The sequence below is a fragment of the Rossellomorea sp. RS05 genome, from assembly GCF_039822645.1.
In the GTDB taxonomy this organism is placed as follows: Bacteria; Bacillota; Bacilli; order Bacillales; family Bacillaceae_B; genus Rossellomorea; species Rossellomorea marisflavi_B.
In genome coordinates this window covers 69,460-89,776 of the sequence record NZ_JBDKWY010000003.1, presented here as the reverse complement: position 1 = coordinate 89,776, position 20,317 = coordinate 69,460, and the positions used below count along the sequence as shown (strand labels likewise).

The following is a 20,317-nucleotide window of genomic DNA, read 5'->3' as shown; positions in this document are numbered from 1 at the left end:
TCATGAGTAAAGAGATGATCAAGGTGGAGAAATTGAATAAATCGTTCGGTGATCTCCATGTTTTGAAAGATATTGATATGAGCGTGAATGAAAGTGACGTCGTCTGTCTCATCGGAGCAAGCGGATCAGGTAAGAGTACACTGCTGCGCTGCCTCAACTTCCTTGAACTGAAGGACGGGGGGAGAGTCGTCATCGAGGGTGATGACATCGATCAGAAGACGCATGATTTGAACAAAATTCGTGAGAAAGTGGGGATGGTTTTTCAGCACTTCCATCTCTTCCCCCATAAAACGGTCCTTGAGAATGTCATGGAAGCACCAGTCCATGTGAAAAGGATGGACCGTGACAAAGCAAGGAAGTCAGCAAAGGAGCTTTTGAAAAAAGTCGGACTTGCCGATAAGGAAGGGGTTTATCCATCGAAGCTCTCCGGAGGGCAGAAACAGCGTGTAGCCATTGCGAGGGCTCTCGCCATGAAGCCTGATATCATGCTGTTCGATGAACCGACCTCTGCTCTTGATCCCGAATTGGTCGGCGAGGTTCTGGCCACGATGAAGCAGCTTGCCCACGAGGGGATGACGATGATTGTCGTCACTCATGAGATGGGATTCGCAAGGGAGGTGGCCGACTGGGTCGTCTACATGCACGACGGACGGATCGTCGAAGTCGGGCATCCCGAGGAAATGTTCGGTTCACCTAAAGAGGTGAGGACCAAGGCGTTCCTTGATGCGGTATTATAAGAGAATGCTGGGAGAAGAACGTTAGTCATAGTAAAGAAGCTGAGACAAACATGTTTTAGTCATAGTAAAACCCGAATCATTTGCCTACGATAAAGCAAATGATTCGGGTTTTAAATTCGTTTAATGAACATTCAAATTTCATCGTTTCCAGCGGTTGATCGGAGTGCAAGACGAAGACTCCTGCGGGAAGAGTAGCTGATGTGAGACCCCGCAGGCGTGCCGAGGAGGCTCACGGGCTACCCGCGGAAAGCGAAGTCTTGCACGGAGATCATGAGCGGTATTAAGATCCTATACTGATCGTGTTCGGCATTAAAGGGGCCTCTTTTAGTTTTGTCTCATCCTCTTTTCATACGTTTCATGACCACGTTTCCAGCGGCGGACTGGAGTGCAAGACGAAGACCCCTGCGGAAGAGGGGCTAGCATGGCCTGCCGAGGGAGCTCACGGGCTACCCGCAGAAAGCGCAGTCTTGCACGGGAATCATGAGCGGCATAGAGAATCTACACGGATCGTGTTTATGTACGCTTACTTCCTCTTGAAGAAGAGAAGGAACGCCCCTATGAGGATGAGGACGAACGGCCACAGGCTGACGATGGAACCGACCTTTCCTCCAAGGAAGCCGAACCAACCGGCTATTCGATCTGAGAACAGCATGAGGATCGACAGGATGAGGAATAGCCCTCCCTGGAACATCCCTGTGCCCGTCTTCTGATAGCGCAGAAGGAAGCCGAGGGCGAGGATCAGGACGAATACGCCCATGTGATCCGGCCAGACGGGCATCCGGTTGACGAGATGGAAGTGCAGGCCGAATCCAACGAGGATGGTCCCGGGAAGGATCGCTTCATGGTCCTTCCCGACATACCCTTGAGCCAGAAAGGCGATGCCTACAATCATGAGCAGGGTCGGCCAGGTGAAAAATTCGCTGAATAAGATGATATGCGCCTGTTGAAGATAGAAGTAGGCACCGAATCCCAGGAGGATGACTCCGGGGAAGATCCGTTGTTGCTTCATATGGTTCCTCCGTCTTATGGAATGACTGTTTTTCGTGATTCACTCACTTGATTCTTATAGTGTGATTTGATACTCTACATAGGTGGGACTTGTCGAAAGTCCGTCTTTTTTGCAACGGAATGTAAATGCTTTCAGATTGAAAGAAGAACCCAATTATACAGTAAATCAAACCATGGGTAAGTTTCAAGCAATCAGCTTTCCATGGCAAACATAGGATTCATTTTCTGTTCACATTTTATCCTGAGTGATGCAGTAGGACATGTTATAATAAGAATGATTTTAATTTGGGGGTGTCACGCACTTATGCATACAATCGTAGTTGGTTTAAATTATAAAACGGCCCCTGTAGAGATTCGTGAACGACTATCTTTTAATGAAACTGATCTTGCTTCGGCCATGAAGGCGCTGAAGGAGAAAAAAAGCATCCTGGAAAATGTGATTGTTTCCACATGCAACCGCACGGAAGTGTATGCGGTGGTCGATCAGCTTCATACAGGCCGCTATTATATTAAAGATTTCTTATCCAAATGGTTTGATATAGATAAAGAGGAATTCTCCCCTTATTTGTTTATTTATGAACAGGAGGGAGCGGTGGAACATCTATTCAAGGTGGCTACCGGCCTCAACTCCATGGTTCTCGGGGAAACCCAGATCCTTGGGCAGGTCCGCTCAAGCTTCCTTCTTGCACAAGAGGCTGGAGCGACCGGTACGGTCTTCAATCATCTATTCAAACAGGCCGTCACTCTCGGGAAAAAAGGCCATGCCGAAACCGAGATCGGGTCCAACGCCGTATCCGTCAGCTATGCGGCCGTCGAGCTTGCCAAGAAAGTATTCGGCAGCCTCAACAAAAAGAACGTCCTTGTCCTAGGTGCAGGAAAGATGGGGGAACTGGCCATCAAGAACCTTCAGGGAAGCGGTGCAACACAGATCACCATCATCAACCGCACGTTCGAAAAAGCCGAAGCACTTGCCGGTAAGATCGATGGACAGGCGAAGACGCTACAGGAGCTCCAATGCTCCCTCGTTGAAGCCGATATTCTGATCAGTTCTACCGGATCGAAGGATTTTGTCCTTTCGAAGGAAACGATGGCCCATGTGGAGCGCATGAGGAAAGGCCGTCCCCTCTTCATGGTGGACATCGCCGTGCCTCGTGATCTCGATCCGTCCATCGCTGAACTCGAGAGCGTCTTCCTCTATGATATCGATGACCTCGAAGACATCGTCGAAGCCAATCTGGCCGAGCGTCAAAAAGCCGCCGAGGAGATTGAAATCATGATCGAAGGGGAAATCCTCGCCTTCAAAGAGTGGCTCAATATGCTGGGCGTCGTTCCGGTCATTTCCGCTCTTCGTCAGAAAGCCCTGTCGATCCAGGCCGAAACGATGGTCAGCATCGAGCGCAAGATGCCGAATCTTACCGACCGTGAGCGCAAGGTGCTCAATAAGCATACAAAGAGCATCATCAACCAGCTGCTAAAGGATCCGATCCTCCAGGCGAAGGAATTCGCAGGGAAATCTGACGCATCAGAAAAACTGGATCTGTTCATCGATATCTTCAACATCGAAGAGCAGGTGCTCCAACAGAAACAGGCCAAAGAGTCGGAAGAAAAGAATGAGAGCAGTCACTCGCTATCACCGCAACCTTCTTTTCAATTTTAAGGAGGGTTGGAGTCTATGTTTGAACAAACGATGACCAGACTGCATGAACTGATGATCGTCCTTTATGCCATTAGCATTCTTTTTTACTTCATCGATTTTTTAAACAAAAACCGGAAGGCCAACACAGTGGCCTTCTGGCTCCTTGCGATTGTTTGGGTCCTTCAAACAATTTTTTTATTTCTCTATATGATGGACACAGGAAGATTCCCGGTCCTTACGATATTTGAGGGGTTATATTTCTACGCATGGATCCTGATCACCCTGTCGCTGGTGATCAACCGGTTCCTCCGCGTCGATTTCATCGTCTTCTTTACCAATATCCTAGGATTCATCATCATGGCGATCCATACGTTCGCACCCGTGCAGATCGAATCTCAGGCCATGGCGGAGCAGCTGGTATCGGAACTGCTCCTCATCCATATTACGATGGCGATCCTCTCCTATGGAGCGTTTTCCCTGTCATTCGTCTTTTCCCTCCTTTACCTTTTGCAGTTCAAATTGCTGAAGGAGAAGAAGTGGGGGCAGCGGCTTTGGAGGATCACGGATCTGTCGAGGCTTGAGATGTTTTCGTACATACTGAATTCCATCGGGGTGGCCATGCTCCTCCTCAGTCTCATCCTGGGGCTGCAGTGGGCATATATACGGCTTCCGGACTTTGTCTGGTATGATCCGAAAATCATCGGCTCATTCATCCTCCTCATTCTATACGGGATCTTCCTCTATCTGCGACTGAAAAAAAATGTATTCGGCAAGAACCTAGCACTCCTGAATGTGGCAGCCTTCCTGATCATCTTGATCAACTTTTTCCTGGGAAGCAGGCTGTCATCATTCCATTTCTGGTATTCTTAAGTTTTTGGGGAGGTCATTATGAGAAAAATCATTGTAGGCTCTAGACGTAGTAAACTAGCACTCACCCAGTCCAATTGGGTGATCGACCAGCTGAAGGCACTCAATCCTTCATTCGATTTCGAGCTGAAGGAAATCGTCACAAAGGGAGACCGCATCCTTGATGTGACCCTATCTAAAGTCGGGGGAAAAGGTCTTTTCGTTAAGGAAATCGAGCAGGCGATGCTCGACGGTGAGATCGACATGGCCGTTCACAGTATGAAAGATATGCCTGCGGTCCTACCGGAAGGACTGACCATCGGATGCATCCCGGAGCGTGAGGATTTCCGCGACGCCTTCATCAGCAAAAATCATGTGCGCCTGAAGGATATGCCGTCCGGATCCATTATTGGGACAAGCAGCCTTCGCCGCGGAGCCCAGCTTCTTTCTGTCAGACCGGACCTCGAAATCAAATGGATCCGTGGGAATATCGACACACGTCTCTCAAAGCTCGAAACAGATGGATATGATGCCATCATCCTGGCAGCGGCTGGACTATCACGCATGGGGTGGACCAGGGACGTGGTAACAGAGTTCCTCGATCCCGATCTTTGCCTTCCGGCTGTTGGCCAAGGGGCATTGTCCATCGAGTGCAGAGAGAGTGATTCAGAGCTCTTGGCGCTCCTCGAGCAGTTTGCCTGCGGGGAAACGACCAGGACGGTCACGGCAGAGCGTGCGTTCCTTCATAAGATGGAAGGCGGGTGCCAGGTTCCGATCGCCGGTTTTGCGGAAGAAAAGCCCGACGGATCCATCGCTCTCACCGGTCTTGTAGCTTCACCAGATGGGCAGACGATCTACAAGGAGTACATTGTCGGCCATGACCCAGAGGAGCTTGGTGAGGCAGTAGCAGAAAGTTTGACGAATCAAGGTGCCAAGGCGCTGATTGACCAGGTGAAAGAGGAGCTTGACCAGTAATGAGCGGGGGTAAGCCTTTAGATGGTGTAAAGGTCCTCATCACCCGCGGTCAGTCCGGGGCCAGTGAAACGGCTTCAAGAATTCAAGCGGAAGGGGGCATCCCGGTTGTGGTGCCCCTCTTGAAGTTCGAACCCCGGATCGATCCCTCGGAGAAAGAATGGGGGGGTTCCCTACATACATACGATTGGATTCTCTTCACAAGTAAGAACGGGGTTCATTTCTTCCTGGAGGCCATGGACCGCATGGGTGTCTCCCTGTCGGCTTTGGAAGTGAGATGTGCAGCTGTCGGGGAGAAGACCGCCTATTATTGTGAAAAACGGGGAATTCCGATTGATTTCATTCCAACGGAATACACGGGTGATGCCTTCGCCAGTGAGTTCATTCAAGCGATGTACGGGAATGCCAAGGTCCTTGTGCCAAAAGGCAACCTCGCCCGGAACGTGATCAGCGAGGAGCTGAATCGTTCCGGAATGACGTGTCACGAATGGATCGTCTATGAGACGGTGCTTCCCGAGGAGAGCGGTGATATCCTTAAACATGTCCTTGAACGGAAGGAAGCGGATATCATCACATTCACAAGCTCGTCCACCGTCCATCACTTCATGAAGGTGGTCAAATCCCATTCCCTCGGGCATTTCATCGAGGGCGTCCCCATGGCCTGTATCGGTCCGATCACAAAAGAAACGGCCGAACGGTACGGATTACATGTAAAAATCAGCCCAAAGGTTTATACTGTAAATGAAATGGTAGAAGCCATTAAAACCTATATCCAAAAGCACGACTGATTTCCTTTAGGAGGGTTACACTATGTCTGAATTACAATTCAATCGTCACCGCCGCCTGCGTCAAACCGAAAACATGCGTGCGCTTGTGAGGGAGACGCATTTGCGGAAAGAAGATCTTATCTACCCACTATTCGTTGTAGAAGGGGAGAACATCCGCCGTCTTGTCCCTTCCATGCCGGATGTCTATCATATATCCATGGACAATCTCCAAGCCGAAATGGACGAGATCGTCTCCCTTGGTATCAAATCCATCATCCTCTTCGGCGTCCCTGCCGAAAAAGATGAAATGGGCTCACAGGCCTACCATGATCACGGCATCGTCCAGCAGGCGACCCGGTTCGTGAAGGAGCGCTACCCGGAAATCGTGGTGGTTGCAGATACATGTCTGTGCCAATACACGAGCCACGGTCACTGCGGCATCGTCGAAGGCGGGAAGATCCTGAATGATCCGACCCTTGACCTGCTTGCGAAAACGGCTGTCAGCCAGGCAGAAGCGGGTGCCGATATCATTGCACCGTCCAATATGATGGACGGATTCGTAGCAGCGATCCGTCACGGTCTCGATGAAGCGGGCTTCACCGATGTTCCCATCATGTCCTATGCCGTGAAATATTCATCCAGCTTCTACGGTCCGTTCCGTGATGCGGCCCATTCAACTCCTCAATTCGGAGACCGCAGGACGTACCAGATGGATCCGGCGAATCGTCTGGAAGCATTACGGGAAGCGCAGTCGGATATAGAGGAAGGTGCCGATTTCCTTATCGTTAAACCTGCTCTTTCGTATCTTGATATCATGCGTGATGTGAAGGATCGCTTCAATGCCCCTGTTGTCGCCTATAACGTGAGTGGTGAATACAGCATGGTCAAAGCGGCCGCACAAAACGGCTGGATCGACGAGAAAGGCATCGTCATGGAGAAATTGGTGAGCATGAAACGTGCAGGAGCCGACTTGATCGTCACCTATCATGCCAAAGACGCAGCAAGATGGTTATCTGAATCTTAATTGGAACGGGAGGAATGGAACGATGCGATCGTATGAAAAATCAAAGAAAGCCTTTCAGGAGGCATTAAAATTGATGCCGGGCGGAGTGAACAGTCCGGTACGTGCATTTAAATCCGTTGACATGGATCCCATTTTCATGGAACGTGGTAAGGGCTCCAAAATCTACGATATCGATGGGAATGACTACATCGATTATGTCCTTTCCTGGGGACCGCTGATCCTTGGACACGCTAACGACCGCGTAGTGGAAGCAATCAAGAAGGTAGCCGAAAATGGAACAAGCTTCGGTGCACCGACCAAGATCGAAAACGAACTGGCGAACCTCGTCATCGAGCGTGTCCCGAGTATCGAAGTCGTCCGGATGGTTTCTTCCGGTACGGAGGCGACCATGAGTGCCCTCCGCCTTGCCCGCGGGTACACCGGACGCAATAAAATCCTCAAGTTTGAAGGCTGCTATCACGGCCATGGCGATTCCCTCCTTATCAAAGCCGGGTCCGGTGTCGCCACACTCGGTCTTCCAGACAGTCCCGGTGTTCCTGAAGGGATTGCGAAGAATACCATCACCGTTCCGTATAACGACCTTGACAGCATCCGCTATGCGTTCGAACAGTTCGGTGATGACATCGCCGGCGTGATCGTGGAACCTGTTGCTGGGAATATGGGGGTTGTCCCTCCGAAACCCGGTTTCCTTGAAGGACTCAGGGAAGTAACAGAGCAGTACGGCTCCCTTTTGATCTTCGATGAGGTCATGACCGGGTTCCGGGTCGGATACAACTGTGCACAAGGGTATTTTGGCGTCACGCCGGACTTGACTTGCCTTGGTAAAGTCATCGGTGGCGGTCTTCCAGTCGGTGCGTACGGTGGTAAAGCGGAAATCATGGAGCAAATCGCTCCTAGCGGTCCGATCTATCAGGCGGGTACGCTTTCCGGAAACCCCCTTGCCATGACAGCTGGACTTGAGACATTGAAGCAGCTCACACCTGAGAGCTATGAGGAATTCGGACGCATTGCCGATCGACTTCAAGATGGGTTGAGCCGTCTTGCCGAGAAATATAGGATCCCTCATACGATCAATCGCGCCGGTTCCATGATCGGATTGTTCTTCACCGATGAAGAAGTGTCCAATTATGAAGGAGCCAAGTCATCCGATCTTGAGATGTTCTCGAACTATTATCGTGAGATGGCCCATAACGGTGTCTTCCTCCCGCCTTCTCAGTTCGAAGGATTATTCCTGTCTACTGCACACAGTGACGAGGATATCGACAAGACCCTTGAAGCGGCAGAAGCGGCATTCAAGAAGATCCAACAAAAATAAGTTATAAAAGAGTCTGGGACAAACGTGTTTCAGCCATAGAGTGACCCGAACGATTTTGCGATCAGGCAAAGTCGTTCGGTTTTTTCATTTGGATAATGCACATTGCCATTTCAACGTTTTCAGCGGTTGATTGGAGTGCAAGATGAAGACTTCTGCGGGAAGAGTGGCTCCCTGCAGGCTTGCCGAGGAGGCTCACGGGCTACCCGTGAAAAGCGGAGTCTTGCACGGAAATCATGAGCGGTATAAAGAACCTATACGTATTGTATTCGTATTGAGATGGTACCTTTTAGAATGGGCCCCACCTCTTTTTCGATTGAATCAGGTTTCATCCTACTTTCGTTCCATTTTCTGGCGATGACGATTGATGCCATGTGGGACGTGGTACAGTACTTGTATTCAGAAGAAAGGGAGGCAGATACAATGGAAGGAAGCTCTACAGAAACTCAGGAATATACCATGCCGCGCATCGGTGACGATGCACCTGGATTCACGGCCGCCACGAGCAGGGGGAACGTCAGCTTGTCTGATTACAGGGGCAGGTGGGTGGTATTGTTTTCTCATCCCTCGGATTTTACCCCTGTATGCACGACAGAGTTCGTCGCATTCCAGGAAATTTACCCTGAACTGCAAAAGCTGGATACCGACCTGTTGGGGCTGAGCGTGGATAGTGTATCGTCCCATATCGCTTGGATCAGAAGCATTGAGGAAAACTTCGATACAACCATCGAATTTCCCGTCATTGCCGATCTGGACAAGGAGGTAGCCATGAAATATGGCATGATCATGCCTGGGGAGAGCCAGGTCGAGACGAGCCGGGCTGTCTTTGTGATCGACAGAAGTCAGACGATCCGCTCCATCATCTATTACCCTCTCACTACAGGACGCAATATGAAGGAGATCGTGCGTCTCGTCCATTCACTGCAGGCGACGGATGAACATGGTGTATCAACCCCTGCCGACTGGGAGCCGGGTGACAAAGTCGTGGTCTCACCACCTGAGACACAGGAGGAGGCCGCAGAACGTGCGAATGAAGAGGGGATCGAGTATATAGACTGGTATATTTCTAAAAAATCGCTGTAGTGAAAAGTACCGTCCGCATGGCGCGGGCGGTTATTTTTTATGTAAAATTCATTCCTCATGCCACAATCCTTGAACGGTTTGGTTACATGGGATATATGGTGGTGAGTCACATGGATGCGGGGCCATCATGATGCTTAATTTGTGGATTGATACTTAGTGAGAAGGATTCGCCTGAGGATCATGACGATCAGGAAGAGTGCATACAAGAAACTTACCATCATCAGAATTGTCACTACCAGTGGGGCATGCTGGAACCCGTAGATCAGTTTATCAAGTTCGGAAATATCCTGTGGGGTCATGGCGTCTTTGCTGAATATGAGCATTTCACTCCAATTGTCCTCCAGCATCAAGTAACTCGCTGCCCAGCCGAAGGTGAAAAAGGTGTATGAAAAAATCCCCAATGACAATATCAACTGAAAAAATAAGAATGGTTTATTCAAAAAGATCCTCCGCTCCAACTTTCATTCTTTTGTTTAAATTTACCATTATTTAATGGGAGGTGCAATCTGCTTTTTTCTGCATGGATAGAGTGTCTTGCAGCGAGAATAGGGACAAATGACTTCACTTGGCGTCATCTCAAAGAAAAGCACAAATGCCATTTCCTCTTGAACCTCTACCGTGCAATCAGTATTTATGAAGAGGAGCTTTCTGAATTTCCGGAACTTCACAAACAGTATCATATTCTTTCAGGGAAGCCCATATAGTGATAATGGCATTGTTTGTTATTTCTTTGCTTAATGAAAGGAGGAATTTCTTTGTCGCAGCAATCGAGTCTACGATTTTCCCTGGAAGAATCAATTTGGTTTAAAAAAGGACAGGAAGTTGAAGAGTTATTATCCATCTCCTTAGATCCACATATAACGATACAAGAACAAGAGCAGTATATCCTCATCAGAGGTAGCCTGGATCTATCCGGTGAATACCTTCCGTCCTCGGTGAGGGATGATGATGAAGCCTATGAGGTGGATGAGATCCTGGAGGCAAGCGGAAAGTACGTCCAGATGGTGGAAAGCCGTGAGAAAGGGGAGCTCGAGTTCATTCATTGCTTCCCGGTGGATGTGACAATCCCGAAGAACCGGATCGAGAATCTGGAAGACATCGATGTATATGTGGAAGCATTCGATTATGCCGTGCCTGAAAATGCCTGCATCAGGCTGAATGCCGACCTGACCATCACAGGGATCTTCGGTGAACAGCAGGTGCAGACGCCTGTCGAAGAAGAGCTGTATGAACCGATGTACCGTGCCGTCGACACGATGGAGGACGTGGAGGCTGAAGAGGCGGAAGCGACGCTGGAGACGGTCGTACCTGATTACGTTGAGGAGCCTCCTCGGGAGGAAGAATACGATGTCTTTTCCCTCTCACCTGCCTATGAGGAAGTGGAAGATGAGGAGGAGCCGGAGGAAACGGAGCCTTTTGTCCTTGAAGGAAGGGTGACGCCTGAAGAGGAAGAAATCCCGGTCCAGATCCAGTATGAATCGTTTCCTGAACCAGAAGCGATGAGAAGCGAAAAGATGTTTGAACTTCCGGAACACGAGCTCAGTGAATCGTCAGAGGATCAGTCCTATCAGCACCACGCGCAGGAGCCGGTCCAGCCTCCGGTTCAACTTCCCGTCCAAGAGGTCATGGAGGCAGAAGAAGAGGAAGAGGAAGAATCTTCATCAAGCTCCGAGGTCGAAGCGGCGAAAGAAAAGGCAAAAGGCAAGAAGAAGAAATATGATTCGATCTCCCTAACGGATTTCTTCGCCCGGAAGGAAGAGGAGCGGGGTGCCACGCTCCGGGTATGCATCGTCCAGGATGGGGATACCCTTGATTCCATCGCAGAGAAGTATGAACTGACGATCCCGCAGCTGCTGAGGGTGAATCAGCTTGAGGCCAATCAGGACGTGTACGGCGGTCAAGTGCTGTATATCCCGCCTGAGGAGCCCGCTTTTAGGTAAGGGTGCAAGGGAAGCCGGACTGACGCGTTAGGGTTGGTCCGGCTTTTTTAGAGTATACAGGCAGAAGGTGATAAACATGGAACAACCCCTGGAAGCATTGAGGCCCGTACTCCAGCCATATGGCGTCGAACCTTATTTTGTCGAGAGCTTCGGCAAAATCTCCAAGGTGTTTTCGAATAAAGGGACTCTTGCCGTCAAAAAACTCTCTCCGCAAAACGGGGTGGATTTCGTCCGCAACATCCAGACCCTTTTTCAAAGGGGCTATAACCGCATCGTGCCGATTTATCCTACGCTTGACGGCCGCTATGCGGTGTGGAATGAAGGCAGCCTGTTCTACGTGATGCCCTGGCTCATCAATCAGGACAGGGAAGACCGCTTCGAGAAGCATCAGAAGCTGTTCAGGGAGCTTGCCCGCCTTCATACCCTATCCTCCCAAGACGTGAAGATCGATACAGAAGAGAGGGAATCCCACTACGAGTTGCTTACCACACGATGGGAGAAAGAACAGCAGTTCCTCGATGAGTATATCGATACATGTGAGCGGGTCACATATATGTCGCCGTTTCAATACCATTACTGTATGTACTATAAAGATGCGTCGCAGGCGTTGAAGTTTTCGAGAAAGATGCTCGATGAGTGGTATGAGGAAACGAAGGAGCTCGAGAAAGTTCGGACGGTCATCACCCACGGGAAGGTGTCTTCCGAGCACTTCCTATATGATGACAGGGGGATGGGGTATTTTCACAACTTCGAGCAGTCCAAGGTCGCCTCCCCCTTCCATGACCTCCTCCCGTTCCTGTCAAGGACGCTGAAAACGTATCCGAAGTATTATGAAGAATGCGTGGAATGGCTCACGACCTATTTTCATCATTTTGCCGTCCGGAATGAGGAGCGACAGCTGTTCATGAGCTATCTTGCCTATCCGAGCTCCGTGATCGCCGTGGTGGAGAAATATTTCCATACCCCGAAGCATAAACGCAATGAGCGTAAATCACTGAAGAAGCTTCAGCGTCACTATTGGCTTCTGAAAAATACGGAGTACGTGGTCATGCGGCTGGATGAAATGGAACGGCAGAAAAAAGAAGCAGAGGAAGCATCCTCGTCATAAGAAATGCCCCGGACAGGATCCGGGGCTTTGTTTTTTATATCCAGTCGAAATAGATGGCAGCGGCTATCGCAAGGAAGAGGGTCAGTAAAAGGACGTCGAACGTGGATGGGATCAGGATCGTCCGTATCCCTTGGAATATGGTGAAGGGGACAATGAATTGCTTACATATGGCACGGGTGTTCCTCAGCCAGGGGGGCTGGGTATAGGAGCTGAATTTCTTCATACCGGTCACTCTCTTTCCTGGGTGATTTCACTACTGTATCCTATGAAGGGGGAGGGAAATGGTGTCAGACGGGCCTTCTCATGAATATTTTACGGCGAAATGGGCGATAATGATTGACGAACCTGAATCAAATCTTATACTATAATAAATAACTATATAACATGTAAATGCAATGAACAGGAAGAGTACGTTGAACCTGGCATTCAGAGAGGGAGGCATAAGCTGAGAGCCTTCCATGCCAAGACAATGGAATGTCGCCTGAGAGCAGTTCCCGTGAACTTTAAGTAGTGGGAACCGGTGAAAAGCCGTTATGGGTCTTTGAGAGCCTGGGGAAACCCGGGAATTAAGGTGGTACCGCGAATGAGAGATCCTTCGTCCTTTTTATAGGACGGGGGATCTTTTTATGTGTACCCAGGGCCCGCATGCATGCACGAAATGGAGGAAAACCAATGGAAAATCAAGAGTTATCAATGCCGACAAAATATGATCCGAAGGCGATCGAGGATGGCCGCTACAAGTGGTGGATCGATGGGAAGTTCTTCGAAGCGACACCCGATGAAGGGAAGGAACCATACAGCATCGTCATCCCGCCTCCGAACGTAACCGGAAAGCTTCACCTCGGTCACGCGTGGGATACGACCCTTCAAGACATCCTGACGCGCATGAAGCGCATGCAGGGCTACGACGTCCTCTGGCTTCCGGGGATGGACCACGCAGGGATCGCGACGCAGGCAAAAGTAGATGAGAAGCTGCGCAATCAGGGCATCTCACGCTATGACCTCGGCCGCGAAAAGTTCGTGGAAGAAACATGGAAGTGGAAGGAAGAATATGCTTCCCACATCCGTGAGCAGTGGGCGAAGGTCGGCCTCGGACTCGATTACAGCCGTGAGCGTTTCACCCTTGATGAAGGATTATCCGACGCCGTACGCAAAGTATTCGTCGACCTTTACAACAAAGGGCTCATTTACCGCGGGGAGTACATCATCAACTGGGATCCGGCGACGAAAACGGCCCTGTCGGATATCGAGGTTATCCACCAGGACGTTCAAGGCGCCTTCTACCACATGCGCTATCCACTGAGCGACGGATCCGGTCATATCGAAATCGCGACGACGCGTCCTGAGACGATGCTCGGTGACACAGCCGTTGCCGTTCACCCTGAAGATGACCGCTACAAGCATCTCATCGGTAAAACCGTGATCCTTCCGATCACAGGGCGTGAGATCCCGATCGTCGGAGACGACTATGTGGACATGGAATTCGGTTCGGGTGCAGTGAAGATCACACCTGCCCATGACCCGAATGACTTCGAAATCGGCAACCGTCATGACCTGCAGCGCATCCTCGTGATGCATGAAGACGGGTCCATGAACGAAAAAGCCAGCAAGTACTCTGGTATGGACCGTTTCGACTGCCGTAAGCAAATCGTGAAAGATCTCCAGGAAGACGGCGTCCTCTTCAAAATCGAAGAGCATCTTCACTCTGTCGGTCATTCTGAGCGAAGCGGGGCCGTTGTTGAACCATACCTGTCCACACAATGGTTCGTGAAAATGGATCCCCTTGCCCAGAAAGCCGTGACGCTTCAGGACGGGGAAGAGAAGGTGAATTTCGTTCCGGACCGCTTCGAAACGAGCTACCTTCGCTGGATGGAGAATACGCGTGATTGGTGTATTTCTCGTCAACTATGGTGGGGTCACCGCATCCCGGCTTGGTACCATAAGGAAACAGGTGAGATCCACGTTGCCCATGAAGCACCTGAAGATCTTGAAAACTGGGTGCAGGAGGAAGATGTCCTGGATACATGGTTCAGCTCGGCGCTATGGCCGTTCTCCACAATGGGCTGGCCGGATCTTGAAGCAGAGGACTTCAAACGCTACTATCCGACCAATACCCTCGTGACGGGCTATGACATCATCGGATTCTGGGTATCCCGCATGATCTTCCAGGGACTTGAATTCACGAATGAACGCCCATTCAAAGACGTATTGATCCACGGTCTCGTGCGCGATGCCGATGGCCGCAAGATGAGTAAATCCCTCGGAAACGGCGTCGATCCCATGGATGTAATCGAGAAATACGGAGCCGATGCCCTGCGCTACTTCCTTTCGACAGGAAGCTCGCCTGGTCAGGATCTGAGATTCTCCTTCGAAAAGGTGGAATCCGTTTGGAACTTTGCCAACAAGATCTGGAATGCTTCCCGATTCGCCTTGATGAATATGGACGGCATGACCTATGACGAAATCGACCTTTCCGGTGAAAAGTCGGTGGCAGACAAATGGATCCTCACCCGTCTCAATGAGACGATTGAAACCGTTACACGCCTTGCCGACAAGTATGAGTTCGGTGAAGTGGGGCGCATCCTTTATAACTTCATCTGGGATGATTTCTGTGACTGGTATATCGAAATGGCGAAGCTGCCTCTTTACGGGGAAGACGAAGCCGCGAAGAAGACGACTCGTTCAATCCTTGCCTATGTTCTCGACAACACGATGAGACTTCTTCACCCGTTCATGCCGTTTATTACCGAGGAAATATGGCAGAACCTGCCGCATGAAGGCGAATCCATCACCGTGGCTGCCTGGCCGGAAGTCGATTCAGCCCTTACGGATGATGCCGCTGCTGAAGAAATGAAGCTTCTCGTGGACATCATCCGTGCGGTACGGAATATCCGTGCAGAAGTGAATACGCCGATGAGCAAGCAGATCAAACTCATGCTGAAGGCGAAAGATGAAGAAACGCTTGCGGTTCTTAAGAAGAATGCGGCCTACATCGAGCGTTTCTGTAATCCGGAATCCCTTGAGCTATCCACTGATGCATCTGCACCTGAAAAAGCGATGACAGCGGTCGTGACAGGAGTTGAGCTATTCCTTCCACTTGCAGGCCTCATCAACATAGATGAAGAGATCGCACGCCTGGAGAAAGAGCTCGACAAATGGACGAAGGAAGTATCACGCGTACAAGGGAAGCTGAGCAACGAACGATTCGTAAGCAAGGCGCCTCAAAAAGTCGTGGATGAAGAAAAAGCAAAAGAACAGGACTACTTGGATAAACAGGCCACGGTTAAGGCCCGGATCGAAGAGTTGAAGACGGTATAATCACACCGCAAAGACAAGAGGGCTGATGACCGATCAGCCCTCTTTTTCTTTACGAAGACAAGGAGGACAACCAGTATGATGCAGTATGAAGATGCGGTAAGTTGGATTCATTCACGCTTGCGCCTCGGTATCAAACCCGGTTTGCAGCGAATGGAGGAGCTTCTTGAGAAGCTTGGAAATCCCCATCAAACGATCCGGACCGTCCACATCGGAGGGACGAATGGAAAGGGGTCCACGGTCACTTTCCTACGGAATATGCTCCAGGAAGCGGGCTACACAGTGGGGACGTTCACTTCTCCGTATTTCGAGAGATTCAATGAGCGGATCAGCATGAATGGGGTTCCGATATCCGATGAAGCCCTGACTTCTCTCGTCGAACGCGTAAAACCGATTGCAGAGGAAATGGAGGATTCCGAATGGGGGGGACCATCGGAATTCGAAGTTATCACGGCCATGAATTTCTTGTATTTTGCCGAATATGAAACACCCGACATCGTACTCGAGGAAGTCGGACTCGGAGGGAGACTCGATTCCACCAACGTCATCACCCCACTCGTTTCCGTTATTACGAGCATCGGGATGGACCACATGCAGTTCTTGGGGAACTCACTGGAGGACATCGCTTTTGAAAAAGCAGGGATCATCAAAGCAGGTATCCCGGTCGTATCGGGTGTATCACAACCCGAAGCCGCTGCAGTCATTTCTGAGCAAGCAGAACAGAATCATAGCCAACTCCACGTATTGGGAGAAGGATTTTCGGCCGTCTCCATGGAACATTTACCTGACGGGGAACGGTTCCGCTATGAAGAGGGGGGCGCTACAGAATTGTTCGATATGACCATGATTGGGATGCATCAGGTGCGAAATGCCTCCGTATCCATAAAAGTAGCTAGGCTTCTCGGTGAACATGGGTTCCGGATTGATCCGGTGCATATGAAACGGGGACTCCTGAATGCGTACTGGCCTGGAAGGATGGAAAAGGTTTCGGATACCCCATTGATCTTCCTGGATGGCGCCCACAATCCAGAAGGCGTGGCGGCACTCGTCTCCACAATTCAGGAGCGATTCCGAGGAAGGCGTGTATCCAGTTTGTTCGCCGCCCTCAAGGATAAAGACTTGAAGCCGATGATCGAACCGCTGAAAACCGCCGTCGATCACCTGGTCCTCACGCAATTTGACTTCCCGAGGGCTGCTTCCGGCAGTGAACTGCGCGAACTGGCAGGCGGGGGAATGGTTGAAGGCGATTGGAAGCAGTTTGTGGATGAATATGTTGCCACTCCAAAGGAAGGGGAAGTCCTACTTATTACGGGATCACTCTACTTCTTATCGGAAGTAAAACCATATTTATTGAAAAAATTAGAAAATAATAGAATTAATAAGTGACTTTAATAGGGTACTCTGATAAAATATTCGTAAACTTGTGACTATTTAACTAGATGAGCAAGAGATCAGAATATTGTGAGGGATGGCCATGCCGCTTTCGTTGAGTAAAAAAGTATTATTTGTGATCATTTGGCTTGCTGTTGTACCAGCAGGCTTATATTTCACCTATATTCATTATCCACCTGAGAATGTAGAAGGAAATGAAGCAACACTCGTTAGTCTTGTTGTCTTTTCTACTGTCATCCTTTTATTGCCGATTGTTGTAAATGGTACGATGATTTTCCTTTTTCAGTGGGTTGCTTTAGCTGCATTTATTCAATTTGGGCTTTTTATAGAAATTTTACTCATGCAACTGTCGGTCATCCCTTTTGTATTCCGGTTAAGAGTGGCAAAACAGGATTGGCACCGGATACCGTTGAATTCCACGATGTTCTTCCTTGTATCTTTTTTCAGTGGCCTTCTTTTCTATGAAGTAGGCGGGGTCGTCGGTTCAATGGGTTTAGAGACCCTTATTATCCCAATCTTTTTCTATCAAGTAGCTTCTGTACTTATTAACCAGATCCTCCTGTTTAGCTATCTGAAATACATAGCCAAAGCATCGATCCCATTCTATAGCAAAGACTTTATATGGGATGGCATTTCTAACCTCATCATGATGCCTATTGCTCTCTCTTTTTACTATCTTACCTTCCAAATTGGGGGATATGCTTCTCTCTTAATTGGAGTCCCGTTCATAAGTCTTGTCATCATCATGAAGCTGTATAATTCTTCTGAAAAAATCAATCTCTATTTACAAAAAGCCGGTGAAATCGGTCACCAGCTCACGGAGAGACTTAAGGTGAGTGAAGTATTGGATATCTTCATCGAGAAAATCACCTCTACGCTCCCTGTCGAGTATGCATACATCCTCGATTGCTATGACCCGGATCTCGTTTTGATCCGAAGGGTGGAAAATGGCCGGCGCATGCCGAATGATCTGCCCCCTTTGAAGAAAGGGGAAGGCATCAGCGGCAGGGTGTGGGACAGCGGCGAATCCATGCTCTTCACGTCCAAGAGAGAATGGCAGGATATTGCCGAGGGCTACATGCCAGAAAACGTGGAAAGCGTCCTGTGTGTCCCCATCGTGAGGAATCAGAAAGTGAGGGGGATCCTGCTTCTTGCGACGTCGAAGAAAAAGGCATATGAAAAAATGCAGCTCATGATTGTGGATATTCTCTGCTCTTATTTCGGCGTGGCCATGGAAAATGCGCGTCATCATGAAATGACCAAGCATAATAGCGAACGATGTGCCCTCACAGACCTTTACAATTACCGGTACTTCGAAGATCTTCTCGCACTGGAATTCAATTATCTGGAGAGCGGCCAGCGCCGGTGCCTGTCCCTTATCATGCTTGACCTGGATCATTTCAAGACCATCAATGATACGTATGGACATCAGGGCGGGAATGAAATCCTGAAGGGACTTTCGAACCATCTCGTGGAATTGATCGGCGTCGCCGGAACCGTCGCCCGTTACGGCGGCGAAGAGTTCGTGATCCTTCTGCCTGATATCGAAAATCATGAGGCGTTCCAGATAGCGGAAAAAGTCCGTCGGCACATTGCAGATACTCCATTCCTTCTTCATGATTCCCTTAATGGTCAGGACAGGCGGAAGATGGTGAGGATCACGGCAAGCATCGGGGTTGCGACGGCACCGGTTGATGCAGATGATCCCCTGGCACTGATCAGGCATGCAGACCGGGCGCTCTATACAGGTGCAAAGCAGCTTGGACGGAACCGGGTTGCTCAATATGTTAAGTGAAAGAAACGCGGCTGACGGGCCGCGTTTCTTTTTTTTACAAGAAATGAGTTTTTTGATCTTTTTTTTGTATAAGCCTATTATCATATTCCAAAATACCCATAGATGAGATAGACTAGGATTATATTGGAATCGGATGAATCTTTTTACTTACTTATAGAGGAGTTGTGAGGAACGTGGCTTATCTATTTATCTGCATCACCGCCATCATACTGATTCCCATCCTGTATGTGGTTCCCATGGGATTATCACTGAAAGGGAAGCATCTTGTCGCTTCGAGTACCATTCTCCTTTCCGTGGTCGGTGCGGCGGCTTCTGCCACCTATCCCCTTTGGATGATCCTGCTTATGCTAGCAGTGACCGTGAGCCTGATGGCCTATCTCATGGATCAGCGGATCTCAGGCTTGTTCAGGAGCTTAGTGCCGGCAGGAGATGGAGCCATGGCAGGGATCTTGAACGATGTGAATGAGCCGGATAAAACAGAAACTATCATACATAGTGTGAAGGAAGATACGCGTGAGGAAACAGAAATGGTTTCAGAGGTGGCTGCAACAGTCGAGGTTCAGCAGCCTTTGGAAGTGGAAGATGACGAAAGCGAATGGTTTGTGGAATCCGTGAATGAAGGAATGGCGCCGGAAACTTCCGTGTTGGATGATGAAGTTGAATTGGAAGAGGATGAGCTCATACTGGGTTCATGGTTTGATAATGCCGAACCGGCTGAGGGATCGGAAGAAGACCCTGAACTGATGTTCATCCAGCCCGTGGAGCCTCCCCTTCAAGACGTTCAGGAAGACGATTCGATCGCTAAGTATATGGAGGAGCTCTTTGAAGAAGGAAACAGTGCGGATGGGCAGGAAGACGGTCAGCCGCCTGTATCGGTTCCAGAGCTGGAGGATCTTTCAAACGAGATGCTCGAAGAAGAGCCCCTGGTAACAGAAGAGGAGACGGGCGGAATTCTTGAAGAAGATAGAGTTGATGCCAGTCCGGAAGAGGAAGACCACCTCCTTCTCGAAGAAAGCCTCGAAGACAATCCCTCTCATGAAGAATGGGAGGATCTGCAGGAGGAGCCGGTGTCCCGGTCGCGCATTGACGGGCCCATCATGAAGACGATGCTGGAGATCATCGCCTTATCAGAAACGTCCCTCCCAGAAGAAGCATTTCACGAGCTGGTGAGTTCCTATCTGCATCCGGCCCTCCATGACCGTGATTATTACACGTTTGCCAAGATCTTGATTGATCATCATCTTGCGCACGCTCAGTTTGAGAAGTGTTCGACCTTTATCACCGGGATCGAAGACCGCTTCCATTCCTATGGATACCTGTCGGAAGAACTTAGCCATATAAAGCAATATGCCCGAAATCAAATGAACTAGAATAGGAGAATA

Annotated in this window: 17 protein-coding genes and 1 other annotated feature; of the genes, 14 read left to right on the top strand and 3 right to left on the bottom strand. The window is 49.6% G+C overall.

Features of this window, described 5'->3' with window-relative positions:
* Positions 1 to 2: 2 nt before the first annotated feature.
* Positions 3 to 737 carry an amino acid ABC transporter ATP-binding protein gene (locus tag ABJ225_RS10265; protein ID WP_286188412.1) on the top strand — a complete coding sequence of 245 codons (735 nt, stop codon included), beginning with the start codon at positions 3 to 5 and terminating at the stop codon, positions 735 to 737.
* 523 nt (positions 738 to 1,260) lie between these two features.
* Here the strand turns inward: ABJ225_RS10265 and ABJ225_RS10260 are convergent.
* Positions 1,261 to 1,746, bottom strand: a complete 486-nt coding sequence (locus tag ABJ225_RS10260; RefSeq protein WP_347319986.1) for a LiaI-LiaF-like domain-containing protein — start codon at positions 1,744 to 1,746, stop codon at positions 1,261 to 1,263.
* 303 nt (positions 1,747 to 2,049) lie between these two features.
* On the opposite strand from ABJ225_RS10260, the gene hemA reads away from it, so the two are divergent.
* From hemA to ABJ225_RS10225, 7 genes are all read left to right on the top strand, one after another.
* Entirely contained in the window at positions 2,050 to 3,402 is a 1,353-nt protein-coding gene (hemA, locus tag ABJ225_RS10255) for a glutamyl-tRNA reductase (protein ID WP_056535053.1), read from the top strand.
* Positions 3,403 to 3,417: 15 nt separating this feature from the next.
* Positions 3,418 to 4,251, top strand: a complete 834-nt coding sequence (ccsA, locus tag ABJ225_RS10250; RefSeq protein ID WP_347319984.1) for a cytochrome c biogenesis protein CcsA — start codon at positions 3,418 to 3,420, stop codon at positions 4,249 to 4,251.
* 18 nt (positions 4,252 to 4,269) lie between these two features.
* Positions 4,270 to 5,202: a hydroxymethylbilane synthase gene (hemC, locus tag ABJ225_RS10245; protein WP_290032230.1), complete on the top strand. Its 933-nt coding sequence runs from the start codon at positions 4,270 to 4,272 to the stop codon at positions 5,200 to 5,202.
* The gene (locus ABJ225_RS10240) at positions 5,202 to 5,987 is read left to right on the top strand and encodes a uroporphyrinogen-III synthase (protein WP_347319982.1); all 786 of its coding nucleotides are present in this window, start codon (positions 5,202 to 5,204) and stop codon (positions 5,985 to 5,987) included. Before hemC ends, ABJ225_RS10240 begins: the two co-directional genes overlap by 1 nt.
* A gap of 22 nt (positions 5,988 to 6,009) precedes the next feature.
* On the top strand, positions 6,010 to 6,990 hold the full coding sequence (gene hemB, locus ABJ225_RS10235) for a porphobilinogen synthase (protein WP_053426415.1): 981 nt from the start codon (positions 6,010 to 6,012) through the stop codon (positions 6,988 to 6,990).
* A gap of 22 nt (positions 6,991 to 7,012) precedes the next feature.
* Complete coding sequence (hemL, locus tag ABJ225_RS10230; RefSeq protein ID WP_347320294.1) at positions 7,013 to 8,305, top strand: glutamate-1-semialdehyde 2,1-aminomutase; 1,293 nt, start codon at positions 7,013 to 7,015, stop codon at positions 8,303 to 8,305.
* Positions 8,306 to 8,725: 420 nt separating this feature from the next.
* Positions 8,726 to 9,385 (top strand): peroxiredoxin, encoded by a 660-nt coding sequence (locus ABJ225_RS10225; protein WP_347320292.1) that lies wholly within the window; start codon positions 8,726 to 8,728, stop codon positions 9,383 to 9,385.
* Positions 9,386 to 9,519: 134 nt separating this feature from the next.
* Here the strand turns inward: ABJ225_RS10225 and ABJ225_RS10220 are convergent, their stop codons facing one another.
* Entirely contained in the window at positions 9,520 to 9,792 is a 273-nt protein-coding gene (locus tag ABJ225_RS10220) for a DUF4306 domain-containing protein (protein ID WP_258523450.1), read from the bottom strand.
* Positions 9,793 to 10,140: 348 nt separating this feature from the next.
* On the opposite strand from ABJ225_RS10220, the gene spoVID reads away from it, so the two are divergent.
* Together spoVID and ysxE are read left to right on the top strand one after the other, a co-directional pair.
* A complete protein-coding gene (gene spoVID, locus ABJ225_RS10215; protein WP_347319980.1) occupies positions 10,141 to 11,325 on the top strand; it encodes a stage VI sporulation protein D in 1,185 nt (394 codons plus the stop codon).
* Positions 11,326 to 11,401: 76 nt separating this feature from the next.
* Positions 11,402 to 12,433, top strand: coding sequence for a spore coat protein YsxE (gene ysxE, locus ABJ225_RS10210; RefSeq protein ID WP_347319978.1), 1,032 nt, complete (start codon positions 11,402 to 11,404; stop codon positions 12,431 to 12,433).
* A 34-nt stretch (positions 12,434 to 12,467) separates the two neighbouring features.
* Here ysxE and ABJ225_RS10205 read toward each other — a convergent pair whose 3' ends face one another.
* Positions 12,468 to 12,656: a hypothetical protein gene (locus ABJ225_RS10205; RefSeq protein WP_347319976.1), complete on the bottom strand. Its 189-nt coding sequence runs from the start codon at positions 12,654 to 12,656 to the stop codon at positions 12,468 to 12,470.
* A gap of 163 nt (positions 12,657 to 12,819) precedes the next feature.
* Positions 12,820 to 13,039 (top strand) — a binding site (T-box leader).
* Between the two features lie 66 nt (positions 13,040 to 13,105).
* Here ABJ225_RS10205 and ABJ225_RS10200 point away from each other — a divergent pair.
* From ABJ225_RS10200 to ABJ225_RS10185, 4 genes are all read left to right on the top strand, one after another.
* Positions 13,106 to 15,751, top strand: a complete 2,646-nt coding sequence (locus ABJ225_RS10200; protein ID WP_347319974.1) for a valine--tRNA ligase — start codon at positions 13,106 to 13,108, stop codon at positions 15,749 to 15,751.
* Positions 15,752 to 15,826: 75 nt separating this feature from the next.
* A complete protein-coding gene (locus ABJ225_RS10195) occupies positions 15,827 to 17,134 on the top strand; it encodes a bifunctional folylpolyglutamate synthase/dihydrofolate synthase (RefSeq protein WP_347319972.1) in 1,308 nt (435 codons plus the stop codon).
* Positions 17,135 to 17,234: 100 nt separating this feature from the next.
* Positions 17,235 to 18,935, top strand: a complete 1,701-nt coding sequence (locus tag ABJ225_RS10190) for a sensor domain-containing diguanylate cyclase (protein WP_347319970.1) — start codon at positions 17,235 to 17,237, stop codon at positions 18,933 to 18,935.
* Between the two features lie 173 nt (positions 18,936 to 19,108).
* Positions 19,109 to 20,305: a hypothetical protein gene (locus ABJ225_RS10185; protein WP_347319968.1), complete on the top strand. Its 1,197-nt coding sequence runs from the start codon at positions 19,109 to 19,111 to the stop codon at positions 20,303 to 20,305.
* The last annotated feature ends 12 nt before the right edge of the window (positions 20,306 to 20,317 follow it).

Excerpts from the sequence above, each read along its gene's own strand:
- ABJ225_RS10260 (WP_347319986.1), bottom strand. The coding sequence starts at position 1,746 with ATGAAGCAACAACGGATCTTCCCCGGAGTCATCCTCCTGGGATTCGGT.
- ysxE (WP_347319978.1), top strand. The coding sequence starts at position 11,402 with ATGGAACAACCCCTGGAAGCATTGAGGCCCGTACTCCAGCCATATGGC.
- ABJ225_RS10200 (WP_347319974.1), top strand. The coding sequence starts at position 13,106 with ATGGAAAATCAAGAGTTATCAATGCCGACAAAATATGATCCGAAGGCG.
- ABJ225_RS10240 (WP_347319982.1), top strand. The coding sequence starts at position 5,202 with ATGAGCGGGGGTAAGCCTTTAGATGGTGTAAAGGTCCTCATCACCCGC.
- ABJ225_RS10225 (WP_347320292.1), top strand. The coding sequence starts at position 8,726 with ATGGAAGGAAGCTCTACAGAAACTCAGGAATATACCATGCCGCGCATC.
- ABJ225_RS10205 (WP_347319976.1), bottom strand. The coding sequence starts at position 12,656 with ATGAAGAAATTCAGCTCCTATACCCAGCCCCCCTGGCTGAGGAACACC.
- hemL (WP_347320294.1), top strand. The coding sequence starts at position 7,013 with ATGCGATCGTATGAAAAATCAAAGAAAGCCTTTCAGGAGGCATTAAAA.
- ccsA (WP_347319984.1), top strand. The coding sequence starts at position 3,418 with ATGTTTGAACAAACGATGACCAGACTGCATGAACTGATGATCGTCCTT.
- hemC (WP_290032230.1), top strand. The coding sequence starts at position 4,270 with ATGAGAAAAATCATTGTAGGCTCTAGACGTAGTAAACTAGCACTCACC.
- ABJ225_RS10195 (WP_347319972.1), top strand. The coding sequence starts at position 15,827 with ATGATGCAGTATGAAGATGCGGTAAGTTGGATTCATTCACGCTTGCGC.
- hemB (WP_053426415.1), top strand. The coding sequence starts at position 6,010 with ATGTCTGAATTACAATTCAATCGTCACCGCCGCCTGCGTCAAACCGAA.
- ABJ225_RS10265 (WP_286188412.1), top strand. The coding sequence starts at position 3 with ATGAGTAAAGAGATGATCAAGGTGGAGAAATTGAATAAATCGTTCGGT.
- hemA (WP_056535053.1), top strand. The coding sequence starts at position 2,050 with ATGCATACAATCGTAGTTGGTTTAAATTATAAAACGGCCCCTGTAGAG.